This is a genomic window from Catenovulum agarivorans YM01, assembly GCF_000281085.1.
GTDB classification, from domain to species: domain Bacteria; phylum Pseudomonadota; class Gammaproteobacteria; order Enterobacterales; family Alteromonadaceae; genus Catenovulum; species Catenovulum agarivorans.
Map to the genome: position 1 here is coordinate 68,883 of NZ_JH767529.1, position 17,671 is coordinate 86,553.

The 17,671-nt window shown below is 41.1% G+C and carries 16 protein-coding genes and 4 tRNA genes; 8 read left to right on the forward strand and 12 right to left on the reverse strand.

The window, feature by feature from the left end:
- Positions 1–26: 26 nt before the first annotated feature.
- The 7 genes from gltX (at position 27) to WSC_RS0112615 (ending at position 3,321) form a co-directional block, all read left to right on the forward strand.
- On the forward strand, positions 27–1,436 hold the full coding sequence (gene gltX, locus WSC_RS0112585; protein WP_016956293.1) for a glutamate--tRNA ligase: 1,410 nt from the start codon (positions 27–29) through the stop codon (positions 1,434–1,436).
- An 88-nt stretch (positions 1,437–1,524) separates the two neighbouring features.
- Positions 1,525–1,600: transfer RNA gene (locus tag WSC_RS0112590), tRNA-Ala, on the forward strand.
- A gap of 61 nt (positions 1,601–1,661) precedes the next feature.
- Positions 1,662–1,737, forward strand: a tRNA-Glu gene (locus WSC_RS0112595).
- A 27-nt stretch (positions 1,738–1,764) separates the two neighbouring features.
- A tRNA-Glu gene (locus tag WSC_RS0112600) sits at positions 1,765–1,840 on the forward strand.
- 33 nt (positions 1,841–1,873) lie between these two features.
- Positions 1,874–1,949, forward strand: a tRNA-Glu gene (locus tag WSC_RS0112605).
- Between the two features lie 128 nt (positions 1,950–2,077).
- Complete coding sequence (locus WSC_RS0112610; protein WP_016956294.1) at positions 2,078–2,674, forward strand: GspH/FimT family pseudopilin; 597 nt, start codon at positions 2,078–2,080, stop codon at positions 2,672–2,674.
- A gap of 83 nt (positions 2,675–2,757) precedes the next feature.
- Positions 2,758–3,321, forward strand: coding sequence for a GspH/FimT family pseudopilin (locus tag WSC_RS0112615; protein WP_016956295.1), 564 nt, complete (start codon positions 2,758–2,760; stop codon positions 3,319–3,321).
- A gap of 12 nt (positions 3,322–3,333) precedes the next feature.
- Here the strand turns inward: WSC_RS0112615 and WSC_RS0112620 are convergent, their stop codons facing one another.
- The 6 genes from WSC_RS0112620 to pilV are packed head-to-tail and all read right to left on the reverse strand — an operon-like array spanning position 3,334 to position 9,892.
- Complete coding sequence (locus WSC_RS0112620; protein WP_157447281.1) at positions 3,334–3,633, reverse strand: TapY2 family type IVa secretion system protein; 300 nt, start codon at positions 3,631–3,633, stop codon at positions 3,334–3,336.
- A 4-nt stretch (positions 3,634–3,637) separates the two neighbouring features.
- Positions 3,638–4,084 (reverse strand): type IV pilin protein, encoded by a 447-nt coding sequence (locus WSC_RS0112625; RefSeq protein ID WP_026016828.1) that lies wholly within the window; start codon positions 4,082–4,084, stop codon positions 3,638–3,640.
- Entirely contained in the window at positions 4,081–7,806 is a 3,726-nt protein-coding gene (locus WSC_RS0112630; RefSeq protein ID WP_016956298.1) for a pilus assembly protein, read from the reverse strand. Before WSC_RS0112630 ends, WSC_RS0112625 begins: the two co-directional genes overlap by 4 nt.
- Before the next feature lie 2 nt (positions 7,807–7,808).
- A complete protein-coding gene (locus WSC_RS0112635) occupies positions 7,809–8,294 on the reverse strand; it encodes a PilX N-terminal domain-containing pilus assembly protein (RefSeq protein WP_016956299.1) in 486 nt (161 codons plus the stop codon).
- Complete coding sequence (locus WSC_RS0112640; RefSeq protein WP_016956300.1) at positions 8,282–9,328, reverse strand: PilW family protein; 1,047 nt, start codon at positions 9,326–9,328, stop codon at positions 8,282–8,284. Before WSC_RS0112640 ends, WSC_RS0112635 begins: the two co-directional genes overlap by 13 nt.
- Positions 9,329–9,337: 9 nt before the next feature.
- Entirely contained in the window at positions 9,338–9,892 is a 555-nt protein-coding gene (gene pilV, locus WSC_RS0112645; RefSeq protein WP_016956301.1) for a type IV pilus modification protein PilV, read from the reverse strand.
- A 50-nt stretch (positions 9,893–9,942) separates the two neighbouring features.
- Here pilV and WSC_RS0112650 point away from each other — a divergent pair, with 50 nt between their 5' ends.
- Positions 9,943–10,152, forward strand: a complete 210-nt coding sequence (locus WSC_RS0112650) for a hypothetical protein (RefSeq protein WP_016956302.1) — start codon at positions 9,943–9,945, stop codon at positions 10,150–10,152.
- A 41-nt stretch (positions 10,153–10,193) separates the two neighbouring features.
- Here the strand turns inward: WSC_RS0112650 and ispH are convergent, their stop codons facing one another.
- From ispH to murJ, 6 genes are read right to left on the reverse strand one after another with little or no spacing between them, the layout of a single operon-like run.
- Positions 10,194–11,123, reverse strand: coding sequence for a 4-hydroxy-3-methylbut-2-enyl diphosphate reductase (ispH, locus tag WSC_RS0112655; RefSeq protein WP_016956303.1), 930 nt, complete (start codon positions 11,121–11,123; stop codon positions 10,194–10,196).
- Positions 11,124–11,141: 18 nt separating this feature from the next.
- Positions 11,142–11,588, reverse strand: a complete 447-nt coding sequence (fkpB, locus tag WSC_RS0112660) for an FKBP-type peptidyl-prolyl cis-trans isomerase (RefSeq protein ID WP_016956304.1) — start codon at positions 11,586–11,588, stop codon at positions 11,142–11,144.
- Between the two features lie 11 nt (positions 11,589–11,599).
- The gene (lspA, locus tag WSC_RS0112665) at positions 11,600–12,112 is read right to left on the reverse strand and encodes a signal peptidase II (protein WP_016956305.1); all 513 of its coding nucleotides are present in this window, start codon (positions 12,110–12,112) and stop codon (positions 11,600–11,602) included.
- Positions 12,112–14,937, reverse strand: a complete 2,826-nt coding sequence (gene ileS, locus WSC_RS0112670) for an isoleucine--tRNA ligase (RefSeq protein ID WP_016956306.1) — start codon at positions 14,935–14,937, stop codon at positions 12,112–12,114. Before ileS ends, lspA begins: the two co-directional genes overlap by 1 nt.
- A 22-nt stretch (positions 14,938–14,959) precedes the next feature.
- Positions 14,960–15,892 carry a bifunctional riboflavin kinase/FAD synthetase gene (gene ribF / locus WSC_RS0112675; protein WP_016956307.1) on the reverse strand — a complete coding sequence of 311 codons (933 nt, stop codon included), beginning with the start codon at positions 15,890–15,892 and terminating at the stop codon, positions 14,960–14,962.
- Positions 15,893–15,943: 51 nt separating this feature from the next.
- The gene (murJ, locus tag WSC_RS0112680) at positions 15,944–17,500 is read right to left on the reverse strand and encodes a murein biosynthesis integral membrane protein MurJ (RefSeq protein WP_016956308.1); all 1,557 of its coding nucleotides are present in this window, start codon (positions 17,498–17,500) and stop codon (positions 15,944–15,946) included.
- Positions 17,501–17,671 lie beyond the last annotated feature (171 nt).

Sequence of the window (17,671 nt, forward strand, 5' to 3'; positions counted from 1 at the left end):
TAACTTCAATTTTGTGGAAGACAAAAATGACGATTAAAACACGTTTTGCACCTAGCCCGACTGGTTATTTGCATGTTGGTGGTGCTCGTACCGCCCTTTATTCTTGGTTATTTGCCAAAGCTAACCAAGGCGAATTTGTATTACGTATAGAAGATACAGATTTAGAACGTTCAACCCAACAAGCTATTGATGCCATTATGGATGGTATGAACTGGTTAGGCTTAGAGTGGAACGAAGGCCCATATTACCAAACTAAACGTTTTGACCGTTATAAAGCTTTAATTCAACAATTATTGGAAGAAGGCAAAGCATACAAATGTTTCACCACACCAGCGGAATTAGACGAAATGCGTGAAAAACAAATGGCTGCGGGTGAAAAACCTAGATACAACGGTTTGTGGCGTGATAGAACTGATCACCCAACAGATCAACCATATGTTATTCGTTTCAAAAATCCACTTGAAGGTTCTGTGGTATTTGACGATAAAATTCGCGGTAAAATTGAAGTTGCCAATAAAGAATTAGACGACTTAGTTATTTTGCGCTCTGACGGCGCACCTACTTATAACTTCTGTGTTGTGGTAGACGACTGGGATATGGGCATTACCCATGTTGTTCGTGGTGAAGACCATATTAACAACACCCCACGCCAAATTAATATTTTACAAGCTTTAGGTGCACCTGTGCCTACTTATGCTCATGTTTCTATGATTTTGGGTGACGACGGTAAAAAACTATCTAAACGCCATGGTGCAGTTAGTGTTATGCAATACCGTGACGAAGGCTATTTACCTCAAGCTTTATTAAACTATCTAGTGCGTTTAGGTTGGTCTCATGGTGACCAAGAAATTTTCAGCCTAGAAGAAATGATTAATTTGTTCTCATTAGAAGCTATTAATAAAGCCGCTTCTGCTTTTAACACTGAAAAATTGATTTGGTTAAACCAACACTATATTAAAACCTCAGCGGTTGAAGAAGTGATTGAACATTTACAGTGGCATTTACAAGAACAAAAGTTAGATGTGTCGAACGGCCCAGCTTTAGCTGACGTAATTAAAATTCAAGCCGACAGAGTAAAAACCTTAAAAGAGTTTGTCGAAATATCTCGCTACTTCTTTGAAGATTTTGCTGAGTTTGAAGCAAATGCTGCGAAAAAACATTTACGCCCTGTTGCTAAAGAGCCTCTACAATTAGTTAAACAAAAACTAGCAGACTTAGCAGATTGGTCACCTGAATCAATTCAAGCAGCGATTAACCAAACAGCAGAAGACTTATCTGTTGGTATGGGTAAAGTAGGTATGCCACTGCGTGTTGCAGCAACAGGTGGTGGTAACTCACCTTCGTTAGATGTTACTTTAGCGTTAATAGATAGACAAAAAATAATCAATCGAATCGACTTGGCACTCGAGTTTATAAATAATCGAGAAAATGCATAATTTTTTGTTGACATGATAGGTCGGGGTGCATAGAATGCGCCCCGCGTTGAAGGGAAAGCCTTTCTTACAAAGGACTACCTAAGCAAGAGGGGCTATAGCTCAGCTGGGAGAGCGCAACACTGGCAGTGTTGAGGTCAGCGGTTCGATCCCGCTTAGCTCCACCAAGTTTTTGCTTAACTTCAATGTAATGGCCTAACAACTTTTTGTTGTTCTGAAATACTCAGCGTCCCATTCGTCTAGAGGCCTAGGACACCGCCCTTTCACGGCGGTAACAGGGGTTCGAATCCCCTATGGGACGCCAACATTTTTGATTTGTAAGTTCCTAAGTGTCCCATTCGTCTAGAGGCCTAGGACACCGCCCTTTCACGGCGGTAACAGGGGTTCGAATCCCCTATGGGACGCCATTTACAATTTATAAATCACGCAAGTTCCTAAGCGTCCCATTCGTCTAGAGGCCTAGGACACCGCCCTTTCACGGCGGTAACAGGGGTTCGAATCCCCTATGGGACGCCATTTCGCGTTAAAAAATCCCTTTATATATTTCACCAACAGTTTCACACTTCTGTAATTGATAGTCGCTTTTCTGCCAATCTTTGCCATAATAAACAAATTATCATCGGTGCATATAAGCAGGAGTACGGATGTCCTTTTTAACCATACGCCAGTCTATTCAATATGGCTTTACCTTATTAGAGTTAATGATTACTTTGGCTATCGCGGGAGTCGCGTTAACTTTGGGTGTGCCAAGCCTATTAGAAATCATTGTCGAAAATCGCATCAATACTGTCGTTATGAATCTTAACAAAGATATTGTTTCTGCTCGCAGTTATGCGGTTAACTACGAGACAACGATAACCATATGCCATTTAAATTCAAGCAGCGAGTGCGACAACAACTGGCACTTAGGGTACACAGTTTTTGTCGATAACGATGGCAATGGCATATTTAGCGTCAACACGGATAAAAAGCTATTTGTTCGTGAATCCATTAGCTCTGGCGATAGTTTAATTTTTTCCGACGGCAACTCTTTGCAATTTCAATTTGATGGAACGCCAGTCACTAACTTTACCAATAACGAGCAAGGTATTTTTAGATACTGCCCTAGCGTTGACAACCCTCAACTATATTCTCGCGCGGTAATTATTGGTTTAAGTGGTCGACCGCGTGCTTCTGCAGATATAGATGGTGATGGTAAAGACGAAATTAACGACGCGAACGATCATATTAGTTGCAGCTAATTCAACAATTGCATACTATTTAACCTAATGGATTAAACGCAGCCCAAATGACGGAATGAGGACTGTTTATTAGGGATAATATTATGCACACGGACTATCGTGGATTTACTCTGCTCGAATTATTAGTATCAATATCTATCGCTGCAATCGTTTTGTTACTCGGTATACCTAGCCTCAAAGAAACATTAATTACCTCTCGGGTAGATAATCACCTCTATCAACTCAACCAAGATGTACTGCTATCACGTAATCATGCAATTCAATACAATTACCCCGTGGTTTTGTGTCCAACGGATAATCAAGGCAATTGTACCAACCTATGGCACAGCGGCTACCAAATATTTTTAGACAAAAACAATAATGCCCAATACGATGACAACATAGATAAAGCACTGCGTATTCGCGCTGCAATCAATACAGCTGACAGTTTCGTTTTTACCGGCGGTCGTTACTTAAGGTTTGGCGAAAATGGTCATTTGAAAGGGCTAGCTGGTACTTTTAAATACTGTCCGAATATTCCAGATAGTGAGTTTTATTCACGCGCTTTAATTATTAGCTTAGGTGGTCGCCCTCGGATATCACAAGATATAGACGATGATGGTAAAGACGAGTTAAATACGAATTCTAGTCATATCAATTGTAACTAAGCTGAATCTGGGTCATCTAGGAGTCCTTTCGTCTGCTAAATTTGCCTTGCTATCAACAAATGAAGTCTGCATTTTTTGACATTCGACAACCTTTTTTACTTTTAATAGCTGTTTACCGTCTTCTGCATAAAAACCATTATCGAGCAATATTTGACTAGCCTGAGAGGTGGTTTTAGCATTAGCACCATCAACAAAAGCAACTTGGTATGATTGGTTAGTTAACTGCACATAACATTTGTAGTCTTGTGTTGAAGCTACCGCATAGTTAAAACCAACGAACGACAGTACAACCATTAAATATTTAAGTTTCATAATCTCAGTACCAACATGTTGAAGTTGAGTCATTGCCATTTGAATCAAGCGCTGATTTTTCGCCTAAATGATTAATTGTTAAACTGGCACAGGATGGATCATTATTTTTTTGAGTGGTAACTGCGGTCGCTTTTAACTCAAATTCTTGGGTTAAATCCATATTCTCTGTTTCCACCACGTCTATTGTATACATGGAATTTTCCACCACATAAGGGTCAGCTGCATAACCCAAATTGGTCATATTTGTTGTATACGTCATTTGGTCGGAATAATATGCCTCTTGTCGATTTACCGCTTTAACAAGTTCACGCATAACGTCACTACGATAACTTTGAGCATAGTAGTCTACATAAGCTGGATAGGCGACTGCCGCTAAAATACCGACAATAGCAATAGATATCATAAGCTCAATAAGAGTCATGCCCGAATTTTTACACTTGATAATCATCATTTCTCTTCTACTTTTGTATGAAGTTTATAAGTTTTTAAGCCAAAGTCGACATCACAACTATTTGAGTCAGCGCAAGACTGGCCAGGCTCACCAGTAGAGCCTTTTGCTTCAATCACGCCTGTATTGTTTTCACCTTGGCCAACACCGATGAAAGACAATAAACTTTTGCCTGAATCATTTTCACCGGCAAAGGTTACTGGTGTATCTGGAATACGGTTACCTACAACCATTTCCGTACCCCAGTCGTATATTTGAGTGCCATAACTTAAGTCCATTGCATATAAACGCCCAGTACCTGCTTTAATGGTACAACTATTGGCTAAGACGCCAGAATCTGGCGGAGTGTATGAGGTAAAATAAGCTACACCACCTATGACTCGCGCCGCAGACAAAGACTTTTCACCCGTTCTGGGTAAATCTATATACCAGCCTTTTTTGGTCGATAAACCATCGACCAACATTGACTCTAAACTATTGTTAGCAATTGCCTGTTGAATGGGATCGCCCGACATATCGAATAAATCATCTTCAGTAATACCAGACCAAGATGGCGCTGTGGTAAACGAATCAGTAATTATATTTCTATCTTGAATGACATAGAGTTTATCATTAACTGTTGAGGAATTTGGATGCGCTCTGTCTCCACTGCCTATCACTATACCTTCATACGGCACTTCTTTCGAAACAACTACTGTTGATTCTTCGTTCCCTTGGATACTTACGCGTTTTTTAACATTGATAAAAGTGCGTACTATAGTGGGTTCATTGAAGAATTTACGTTTGTCAGCCGCATCTATGCCAGATAAATCCGCTAGTTGATATGCTGTCCATTTCGTCGCATCACTGCCAAATAAATCCATCCGCCAAATATTACCACCTAAGTCGCCCGCATAAATGCGATCTATATATCCATCAAAATCTGAATCTAGCGCTGCAACTTTAGCTGGAATTGCGTCTTGAATGTTGACTTGAGTATTATTAGATAAATTCGCATCAGGGGTAAAACTCCAAATACGTGCTCCAGTGTTTGCATTGACGATATATATACCTCGTCCCTCATTGGAAGCCCCCGTCGAGTCTGAGTCATTGACATAACCAGCACCAAAAATGATCACTGGCGTAGCAACATCAATCAAGGATGACTTTATAAAACCAACTATAGGCTGTGACCAAGTTTGCCCTAACGTTGGGAAGTCGTTACTACCTCCTGTAATAGTCCATTTTAGTGATGGTGAGTCTGGTGAAGTAACATCAAATGCAAAATACTGATTACCACCACGACGCATTCCAGCAAATAACCACACTTTGTCACCATCAGCCGCATTAATAGTCCCATCGGAATCTTTAACATAAGCGACTGGTGAACCGTCCATCCCATATACTTTGGCACCATTCGTGGTGTTGTCACGCAATGGGTCTAAATTAGAGTACAAACTGGTTGGTATAAATGACCAAGACTCGGTTAAGTTGGAATCATTGTCATCAAACATATGCAAGAAACCAGCATTTGTGCCAACCACAACTCTTAAATCTTGGTTTTCGGCGCTGCCACCGTAGTTAATCACTAAAGGTTTAGAGTGCAGAGGGTCACCAAATACATCGACGCGCATTTCTGCGCTATCACCATTATTGTTTTCGTCATGCACATCTTGCCCACGAGCCCAATTGATTAACTCCGCTTCTTCTCCATTATTAACCGCGAGCACGTTGGCTAAATTGCCTACCCCACTTGAGGCATTTGCTGCAGTAAAATATTGTAATGCACCACCCGGCCCAATATTTGAATAAATAGTTCTATCTGCCGGGGATTTACTCGCTAAATACTCCGCAACTCCTCCTCGGTTAACATCATTGCCATCAGCACAAACACTACCACTTTCACAATCACTGGTGGCGCCCCAAAAAGTAAAAGCGGTATTTGCAATATTGCCATTCGAGTCAATAGCTGGTAATCCGTTGGAATCAACAATGACATTGTCCGTCACCACCAGTTTTTTCAAGTTACCAGGCCAACGTGGGCCATCTTCGGGGAAAAACATTGAATAATAGACATTATCTAAACTACGGGTGCGGTCAAAGTTGTTCGAAGCAACCGACGGCGAGGTAAAAGATGCACTTTGCTCTAAAATACTGATTAAAGCGCGCTGTAATGCAGAAGCGAGTTCGTCTGGATCTGTCGCAGCGTAATAATCACCACCACCTTTTTGCGCTGCAGCTTGTAAAATGGGTTCTGCACTGACAGCATCACTACCAAACCCGATAGTGTAACTAACCACATTCTGCACACCATCCAAACTTGTATTCACATCATGGTTATACATCCACTCTGTTAGGACAGGCAAATAGTTCCCATCTACCTTAGAAGTCGTGATCGCCCCTGGTAAACTAGCAACAGTCGAGTTGGCATCGGTGTCGACTGTTGGGTATCCATCTGTAATTAAAACAACATATGCTTCGTTACGGCAATTGTTACCATAAGGAGAAATATAATAGCCTCCACTCTCAGCTGAAGTATCTTTTCCAGGCTCAATGTATACATCTGAATGATCAAGCCAATATGGTCGATAACTGCCATTTTCGTTGCCATACCTAACAGATAGGCTCGCAAAATATCGGTAAACCTCATACATAGTTTCACAAAGCGGAGTGTTTGTCTGTGCTCGAATATTGTTCACTGTATCTAACAAAGCTTGGGTTTCTGCACTGCTGCGAGTGGTAATTTTCGACACAACTCGGCCACCGTCGTTATTACCTTCGTATGGATAGTTAATGTTGAATAAGGTTAAACCAAAATCTACAGTTGAGGTCGCATTAACAACTGAGGTAATAGCTTCTTTGGCAATGTCTAAACGGCTTCTATTAGTTGTACCAACCTCTTCGTCAGTAGCCGTTTTCCAGTTTAAATAGTTGCCTGTATATAGGGTCACAACATTCACATCAGCAAAAGTCGCTTTGGCACTTTGATAAGTTGAATCATTTTCAATGTTGTTGGGATCAGATACAAAATAATGAGTATGAACTACTTTGTTGTTACCATTACCTGTCACCATACCATTGACAGGCAAACCAGCAGAAATAGGTGTGCCATTGCCATTCTGTGCACCAAACTCACCGGGGTTATTTTGATCAATTTCCAAAATATCTTTCAAACAATCCATCACATCTGTTGCATTCATCCCATTATTTTCACGCAAGCTGCGCCAAGTATTTTTATTTTGCCCAGAAGAATAATATTCAGCGACTCGGTCAACATAATAACCCTGACCACCATCAATTAATGTGTAATCCGCGTAATTTAACCCTTGTTGCTCTAACTCATATCCGTTGATTTCAGTTCCATTATGTATGTTTCTCCATAGACCATATAATGGAATTAACGACTGATTACATGCATTGATAGCCTCGTTGAAACGGCGAGTGTCGTCAATCGGATCGGGTAACTCTGCGACACCTGCTGCTCCAACAGTAAAAAAGACTGCTCGGTCGTTTGCGCCGTTCGTGTAGTGGCCAGCGTAAGTTGCTGTTGGGTCATAATTAGAACGCACACTCTCACTATTTCGCATACTGCCGGAGTTATCAAAAATAATCATCACTTGCGGGGCTGTTCCTACCCTATCAGCGATATTACGTACGTATAATTCGATATCTTCAGCATTACAGCTAAAGCTGCTAAATACAGCAATACTAGCGACTAAATACGCGGCACAACGTGAAATATTCATCCTTAACTCTCCCCGGGTATTTGACTTGCGACAGCGGTAACAACTTCAGTATTACCTTGGTTATTTTGCCCAAACTCATGTAGTACTTTAATTTCGAATCGTGTACAGCGAATATATGAATCACTTGCTTCCGAGCGACTAAAATGAGGACAATTTGTAGGAAAATCGGTTAGCGCTTCTGCTTCGCCGGTTAAATCAGTCCCGGTTAAGTTGACACTCGACACATCACTATTGCCTGTCAATGGATTGGTACCAGAAAATAACGCGTCTTGCGTATGTGCTTTTTGGATAAACTCTTCACTGCCCCCCAACGAAGCATTCAATGACGACTTTTTCACTACAGTCGCATGAGTCATTTTGGTATCTAATGAAGTGTTGTACATCAAAGTAACCGACAGTGTGGTCAATACCAACATCAACACAAGTGCTACAGCCAAAGCTGCACCTTGCTGTTTACGATATGATTTAACATAAGTTAATTGCGCCATACTTCTTTCCCTGCATTAACAATACGAATTGTGGTTGTAAACAAAGTGCGGCGATAATTGTCATTTACCTGATAAGTGTAACTTCCAAGATCATAAATATTGGTATTATTCACCGACAGGTCTTGCTCTAACGCTCGCACTAACACATGCATACGCACGGATAATATAGTCGCGCGCTCTTGTTCCCAATCCTCTCGGGTTAACTGCTCTGCTTTTGCATAATAGTTGACCGTACCATCTTCGTCCGTATCTATCCCGTATAGAAAGCCTAACCTTTCAACCCCTTCAACTAAGTTGTAAGTTTTCAGTTGCCCTTGGTTACCAGTACTGTTGGCAGTTTTGTATAAATATTTGCGTTTGAGCACTGGAACTAACAAACCACCACGTGTTTCTTCTGCAATGTAATAGATATGATGGATGTATTCGTTAATGGCTGCACTGTCAATATCAGGAGTCGCATCGGAGCCTGCGTAAATAACGCCTTGATTATCCGTTGATATTAAATAATAACGGGTATCTTTTTCTGTGCCTGCGACACTGGTGCTACCCAACACTCGTTTTATTTGTAGTACGTCTGTGCCAATAATGGCATCGGTAATACAAGCGTTAAAAATCTCGTTAAAAGTACTGTGCGTTCCCCAAATATAGCGAAAGAAAAAGTCACTATTTTCAACAAAAAACGAACCATTATTTTCGCCTTCCCCTAGGCAATCCGAGCCTTGCACTGCAACCTTGTTACCATTAACTTGGTTCAAACGTATGGCCCTAATGTCCGCACCTGCAGCTTCATGTATGTCCATACCGGTAAAATTCCCCCAGTAGCCAGCCATCATTACATCTTTAGATAACAAAGACATAGCTAAACGGCCATTCTCCTGCATTTCACCACGTTGCACTGTGTCAGATACTGTCTCATCAGAAGCGATCAACAAACCAATTACACCACTAAAAACAATTAACCCGACTGCCATAGCGACTAAAAGCTCTGCAAGTGAAAATCCGTTTTGTCGTGATTTTATCTGCGTCATTTTCATTATTCTTCCTTAATAAACATGCGCAGAAAGGGTTACTTGACGGCGCTTGTCACTGACGGTTCCACAATTTTTTTCGAAAGTAGAACCGTTATCAGCCGCATCAGTGGTTGCTTGCCTTCCTAACCAACTGACTACAATAGTCACGTAACCGTTGTTATTCGCAACACACCCTGTAGGTTTGAGTAGACCTCCGACGCGAGAGCCTTCACTGTTAATAACAGTACGCCCAGCTAAGTTTAGGTGCCATTGAAAAGTATCGTATAAAGCCAACTGCGCAGGATTGCAATAATTGTTGGCTGAGCAGTCAACCTGATTACTGACCGAAAAACTACCTGTTCCATAAGCAGTACCTTGGTAAGCGTCTATTTGAGTTTTGTTTAAGCGCATGCGCTCTAACATATCGTGGGCAAAAAATACCGCGAGTGATCTTTGGCTTGCATCCACCCCTGAGCGTTTTGCTGTTGCTTGAGTTGCGACAGCGCCGACTATGCCAATTGCCATTACTGACATGGCGACGATTAATTCAACTAAGGAGAAACCAGATTGGTTTTTAACGTTACGCATAATGTCCCTATCGATAACTGCCTAAAAATGGATTTTTATGGCGCAGAAGAATGCAAGAATTTAACACAAAAGACAAGCTCGCAACATTTAACAAGCTCACACTTTTAGCAGGTATTGCGGCTATGCAGTTGAGTGCACAGGCAAAAACAGTGATCAGGGATGTAACTGGCCTAAGACCAGCTTGCTGGAGCAGCAAAAACCTTGAGTACAACACAATCTCTCATCCTTTTGCTAGAACAAATTTTAATCTATCGGAATAAACTATAGATCAAAAGCGAGAGATTGCGAATAGAAAAATTTTTTATCTAAGCTCAACGGGTAAAGAAAACACTACATTTTCTTCAATGCCTGGCTTTTCGTTAACCGATACACCACCCAATTGGTTAAGCTTTTCAACAACTTGCTTAACTAAAACTTCAGGCGCAGATGCACCAGCTGTCACCCCGACCGAGTTCACATTTTCAAGCATTTGTGGATTTATGTCGTCGGCAGTATCAATTAAAAACGCTTGGCTACCTACTTTTTCAGCCAGTTCACGTAAACGATTTGAGTTAGAACTATTCTTAGCGCCCACTACAAATACCACGTCGTTATCCGTTGCTAACTGGCGTACTGCGTCTTGACGATTTTGTGTTGCATAACAAATATCATCTTTACGTGGGCCACCTATTTCTGGAAATTTAGCGCGTAATGCATCAATCACATCCGCAGTATCATCTACCGACAAAGTGGTTTGTGAGCAGTAATAAAGGTTGGTTGGGTCTTTAACTTCTAATTTGGCGACATCTTCTGCCGACTCTACCAAATAAATACCACCTTCAGGGTTTGAGTATTGCCCCATAGTCCCTTCTACTTCAGGGTGTCCTTGGTGACCAATCAAAATACATTCAATACCTTTACGGCTAGCACGAGTAACTTCCATATGTACTTTAGTCACAAGCGGGCAAGTTGCATCAAAGATTTTTAGTCCACGATCTTTTGCTTGTTGTCTGACTGCTTGTGACACGCCATGTGCACTGAAAATCACTATGCTGTCGTCAGGAATTTCATCTAACTCATCTACAAACACAGCACCACGTTCGCGTAAACCATCAACCACGTATTTGTTGTGCACCACTTCATGGCGTACATAGATAGGTTTTTCAAATAACTCGAGCGCACGTTCAACTATGCTAATAGCTCGGTCTACACCTGCACAAAAGCCTCTAGGGTTTGCTAATTGTATTTGCATAATTCTGTTTACCTGTTGTTAAGCTTCAGGATTAATTACGTCGATAATTTCAACATCAAACTCAACGGTTAAACCAGCCAAAGGGTGATTAAAATCTACCGTAACAGATTGACCTTCTACTTCACGGATAATACCTGGTAGTTCGCTTCCATCCGGCTGAGTAAAGGCGATAATATTGCCTACTTCAGCTGGCGAATCAGCAGAAAATTTATTGCGATCTAAATGATAGATATTATCTGGGTTTGGTTGACCAAATGCATCTTCTGGCGCTAATTTAAATTTGTTTTTATCACCCGCTTTTAAACCCAATAAACATTGTTCAAAACTTGGTGTTAACGAACCATCACCTATAGTTAATTGCGCAGGTTTATTGTGTACTTTAGTACTTTCAGCCGCAGAGCCATCTTCTAATACTATGGCAAAGTGAAAGGTAACTTGGCTATTTTGTTGAATAATTGCTGTCATAATCAATACTACTAAATTTTCTTTTCTTCAGAGCTTGGTTTTTTCTGATTAACAAAAGCGTCAATCAATACACAAGCAGCCCCTATCACTATGCCCATATCGGCTACATTAAATGCTGGCCAGCGACCATACAGAGGAATGGTAAAATCTAAAAAATCAACCACATATCCGTAAGCAACCCTGTCGTATAAGTTACCCGCTGCGCCACCTAAAATCAGGTTAAAACCAATTACTAACCAAATTTGTTGTTTAGGTGTTTTTGCTAACCAAAAACTCAATAAACCAACAGCGACTATCGCAATAATGGTAAAAAACCAACGTTGCCAGCCGCCACTATCAGCCAAAAAGCTAAATGCTGCACCATAGTTACGTACATAAGTCAGGTTAAAAAATTCAGTAATTTTAACGCTATCGTATAGCTGAAAACTTTGTAGTACAGCTATTTTGGTTGCTTGGTCGACGATTAGCACTAAAAGTGCTAACCAAATCCAAGCTAAACCTGTTTGTTTGTATTGAGCAATCATTAGGCAAATTGTCGGCTTTCGCCTGCTCCGTCGATATTAGTTACACAACGGCCACATAAGCTTGGGTGCTCGGCAATTTGACCAACTTCTTCACGGTAATGCCAACAGCGATCGCACTTTTTGCCTTGGCTCGGCTGAATGGCAATTTTTAATCCAGCTATTTCAGTAGCGGCTGCATCACCAGCTTGTTCAAGCGGCTGAATATCTGCTTTTGAAGTAATCAATACAAAACGCTGTTCATCTTCCAATTTAGCTAATAATGCATATAAATTTTCATCAGCAAAAATTGAAACTTCCGCTTGTAAAGAAGCACCTATCACTTCTTCACGACGCGCCACTTCGATTAAACGGTTGACTTCATCTTTCACTGCCATAACTTGTTGCCAGTCAGCATCAGATAATTTGGCACTTTCTGGTAACGGCGCTAATTTGTCGTACCAAGTTTGCGTGAAGATAAATTCATCGCGCTGACCTGGTAAAGCAGCCCAAATTTCTTGTGCGGTAAAACTTAATACAGGCGCCATCCAACGAGTCATAGCTTCGGCGATTAAATACAATGCAGTTTGGCAAGAACGACGCGCATGGCCATCCGCTTTCGCTGTATATTGTCTGTCTTTAATCACATCTAAGTAGAAACTACCCATATCAATTGAACAGAAGTGCATTAATTTTTGCACTACCTGAAGAATTTGATACTCGTCGTAAGCTTTAGTGATCTCTTGTTGTACCTCATAAGCTTTAGCGACAGCCCAACGGTCTAACTCAACCATTTCATCTAACGCAACCATATCAGTTGCTGGCTCAAAACCATTTAAGTTAGATAATAAGAAACGTGCTGTATTACGAATACGACGATAGGCATCGGCTGAGCGTTTAAATATTTCATCAGAAACCGTGATGTCTGCTGTATAGTTGGCAGAAGCTATCCACAAACGCAAAATATCTGCACCAAACTTGCCAATAATTTGTTGTGGGCTCACTGTGTTACCGATTGATTTAGACATCTTGCGACCGTCTTTATCTACGGTAAAACCATGAGTTAATACTTGCTGATACGGTGCTGCATCTTTCAAGGCTATGCCTGTCATTAATGACGACATAAACCAACCACGGTGTTGGTCTGAACCTTCTAAATATAAATCAGCTTGTTTTTTAGTATAAGTATCACGTGCATCTACCACACAAGCGTGAGTTACACCTGAATCGAACCAAACATCTAAGGTATCAGGTACTTTTACATAAACTTTAGCATCTTCAGCTGACAATAAGTCAGTTGGTTCTATATCAAACCAAGCTTGAATGCCTTTTTCTTCAACTTGTTTAGCAACAGTTTCAATTAATGCAGGAGTGTCTGGGTGTAATTCGCCGCTTTCACTATGCACAAATAAAGCAATTGGCACGCCCCAAGTTCGCTGACGAGAAATACACCAATCTGGACGGCCTTCAACCATATTAGAAATACGGCCTTCACCCCAAGCAGGGATCCATTTAGTCTTTTTAATTTCAGCCAATGATTTTTCACGTAAACCCGCTTTATCCATAGAGATAAACCACTGTGGTGTTGCGCGGAAAATAATTGGTGTTTTATGACGCCAACAATGCGGATAACTATGTGGATACGCATGATGATGGACCAAAGCACCATTTTCACTTAACAAATCAACAATTGGTGTATTTGCTTTGCTAACGTGCTGGCCTTCAAACAAAGGTGTGCCCGGTAAATAAACACCATTTGCACCAACAGGGTTAGCAACTTCTAAATTGTATTTTGCACCAACTACGAAGTCGTCTTGACCATGGCCCGGAGCTGTATGCACACAACCTGTACCTGATTCAGTGGTAACGTGTTCGCCTAAAATCACAGGCACAGTAAAATCGTAGAATGGGTGTTGTGCTTGGGCGTTTTCTAACGCAGCACCTTTGCAAAAACCAAGTGCATGATATTTATCAAAACCAAAACGATCCATGGCTGATTTAACTAGATCAGAAGCTAGGATTAAACGCTCAGGATTCTCACCTTCAACTTGCACTAAGGTGTAGTCAAGTTCAGGGTGAATTGCAACAGCACGGTTAGCCGGTAAAGTCCAAGGTGTAGTGGTCCAAATAACCACGGAAATATCACCTTGACCACTATGCCCATCTGGATGATCAAACTTATCGGCAATCGACTCATCAATTAATTTGAAACGTACATCAATTGCGGGTGACTCTTTATCTTTATATTCAACTTCAGCTTCAGCTAACGCAGAACCACAGTCAGTACACCAATGAACAGGTTTAAAACCTTTTTCTAAATGGCCGTTTTCAACAATTTTGCCGAGTGAGCGAATAATATTGGCTTCAAATTGGAAATCCATGGTTAGGTATGGCTTGTCCCACTCACCTAATACACCTAAACGAACAAAGTCTGCTTTTTGCCCTTCAACCTGTTTGGCAGCATAAGCACGGCATTTTTCACGGAATTCTGCAGCTGAAACTTTATGGCCAGGTTTGCCAACTTTCTTCTCAACTTGTAATTCGATTGGTAAACCATGACAGTCCCAACCTGGTACATACGGCGCGTCAAATCCAGATAAAGTTTTAGATTTGATAATAATATCTTTCAGTACCTTATTTACTGCATGGCCTAAGTGAATATCACCATTTGCGTATGGAGGGCCATCGTGTAATACGAATTGCTCACAACCTTGGCGAGCTTGACGAATAGCCTGATATAAACCTTTTTGTTGCCATGCTTTTAACATACCTGGTTCGCGCTTAGCTAAGTCGCCACGCATAGGGAAACCAGTTTCTGGTAGATTTAAGGTACTTTTATATTCACTCATTTTTTTGCCGTATTCCTGATAGTTATTCTGCTCTTTCAAGCGCAAAAAATTGTTTGGCGGTTTGACAGTCTAATACAATTTGCTGCTGCAATGCCGCTAAAGATTCAAATTTCTGTTCAGCACGAATTTTGTGCCTAAATATGACCTGCAAGCGCTGTTGATATAAGTCACCTGCAAAATCAAAAATATGTACTTCTAATTGGTTCTGTTTACCATTTAACGTTGGTCGGTAACCAACATTCGCCACAGCATCGTATAAACGTCCGTCTAATTTAACCTGTACTGCAAATACGCCAGAGACAGGTGAAACTTTGCGATGCATCAGAATGTTAGCGGTTGGAAACCCTATGGTGCGACCATTTTTTGCACCATGTACCACAGTACCCCACACGCTATAAGGCCGACCTAATAACCTTTGTGCGCCAACAAAATCATCATTTGCCACACGCTCGCGAATGGCTGTACTGCTCACACGTTCAGACTGCAATATACAACTTTGGGTATCTTCGACGCTGAAATGGTATTTTTTGGCTAAAACTTGCAACAGCGCAAAATCACCTTGGCGCTTACAACCAAATTTAAAATCATCACCAATAACTAGGTGTTTTACCCCTAACTTGTTGACCAATAAATCACTGACAAATTCCTCAGCTGGTAAATTGGCAAACGCTTGGTTGAAACGCACACACAAAAGTCGGTCAACATGTGGTTGTAATAATTGGTATTTATCGCGCCAGCGAATTAGCCTAGCAGGCGCTGCAGCCGGGTTAAATACTTCAACTGGTTGAGGTTCAAATGTCATCACAACTGAAGGTAAGTGGTGTTTTTCGCTGCTAGCCTTTAACTGCGATAACACAGACATATGGCCCAAATGCACACCATCAAAATTACCTATGGTCAAAACACAGCCTTTATGCTGCGGTTTGATGTTATGTATACCTCGGATTAACTCCATGCCAGCCCACTAACTATAAAATTCGGCGCGATTATAACTTAGCTAACAAAACTATGCAGCTTTCAAATGACAAAGTCTTAAACCAATTGCAAATAATGACAATAAATACACCACACCACCAACTCCAATTAAACCAGCCAACCAGAGTGAACGCATTAAAGTATCCATTTCAAGCCACAATTGACGCTCTGGCATCAGATAATAAATGGCCAGTAACATAAACATGCTTGCAGCAATAACTCGAACCAGTGTCAAAACACTTTGTTTAGTTAGATGATAAACACCTTGTTTGTGTAAAAAATAATATAAACAGCCAGCATTAAACAAGGCTGATAAGCTGGTTGCCATGGCTAAACCAACATGTTTAAACGGATAAATCAGCATCAAGTTGAACACCATATTTAACACCATGGCATAAATACCCACTTTGACTGGCGTTTTAGTATCTTGGCGCGAGAAAAAACCACTGGCTAAAACTTTAATCCACATAAAACAAATCAGTCCGGCGGCATAAGCCATCAAGCTCAAGCGGCTTTGTGCGGCATCAAATGCGCTAAATTCACCGCGCATAAATAACACCATTAACATAGGTTCAGCGAGTAACATCAAACCAAAACTTGAAGGTATACCTAAAATACATACCATACGTATGCCCCAGTCCATAGTATTAGCAAAGTCTTGTTTGCCCGCATTGACATGCTCTTTAGACAGCTGAGGTAGAATCACTGTCGCTATGGCTATACCAAATAAACCAAGTGGAAATTCCAACAAACGGTCTGAATAATATAACCAGCTGATTGAACCAAATTGAAGAAAGCTTGCAAGTACAGTGTCTAATAACAAATTAATTTGACTTACAGATACACCGAACAGCGCAGGTAACATTAATAAACGGATTTTTTTAACCCCAGGGTCGCTCCAACCCCATTGTGGGCGACAAATCAATCCAGCTTTGTGCAAAAAAGGCAGTTGGAAAACAAATTGGATAATACCGCCGAAAAATACCCCCCACGCCAAGGCAAACGCAGGTTGAGCAAAATTGTCAGCAAAAAATATCGCTGCAGTGATCATACTGATATTGAGCAACACTGGGGTAAAAGCTGCCGCGCCAAACTTGCCCCAAGTATTAAGCACAGCGCCAGCCAGCGCAGTTATCGCAATAAACATTAAATACGGAAAAGTAATTTTGAGCATTAAGCTCGCAAGTAAATAGTTTTCTGTGCCCGGCCCACCATTTAAATAATCTAGAAACCAGCCTGTACCAAATAACGCAATGACTACGGGGGAGCCTATTACCCCCAATATGGTGGTGATCATCACTATAGTGCCGAGCGTACCGGCAACTCGCGCAATCAGTAACTTAGTTTCATCTAAACTTTTATTTTCTTTATATTCAGTTAATACAGGGACAAATGCCTGAGCAAAAGCGCCTTCAGCAAATAAACGGCGAAGAAAATTAGGAATTTTATTAGTTAGGATAAATACGTCAGCAGCGGCACCTGCACCGAGTAAATTTGCGATAATAACATCACGAACTAAACCCAACACACGTGATACTAATGTCATCGCGCTAAAAATAATGCCAGATCTTAATAAACCTTTCGCCAAAAGTGTTTTCCAATTTCATATTTTGCTGGCGCTGGAGTATACTAGACGGCGTTTATCATTCCTATGTTTGTTAGTAATTGTTCAAATAAATCGACTGCGATTTATTCAGGCAGGATCACCTAGACATAATGCGATGGAAATGAGATGGACAAAAGTGCATTTTTTGTCCGA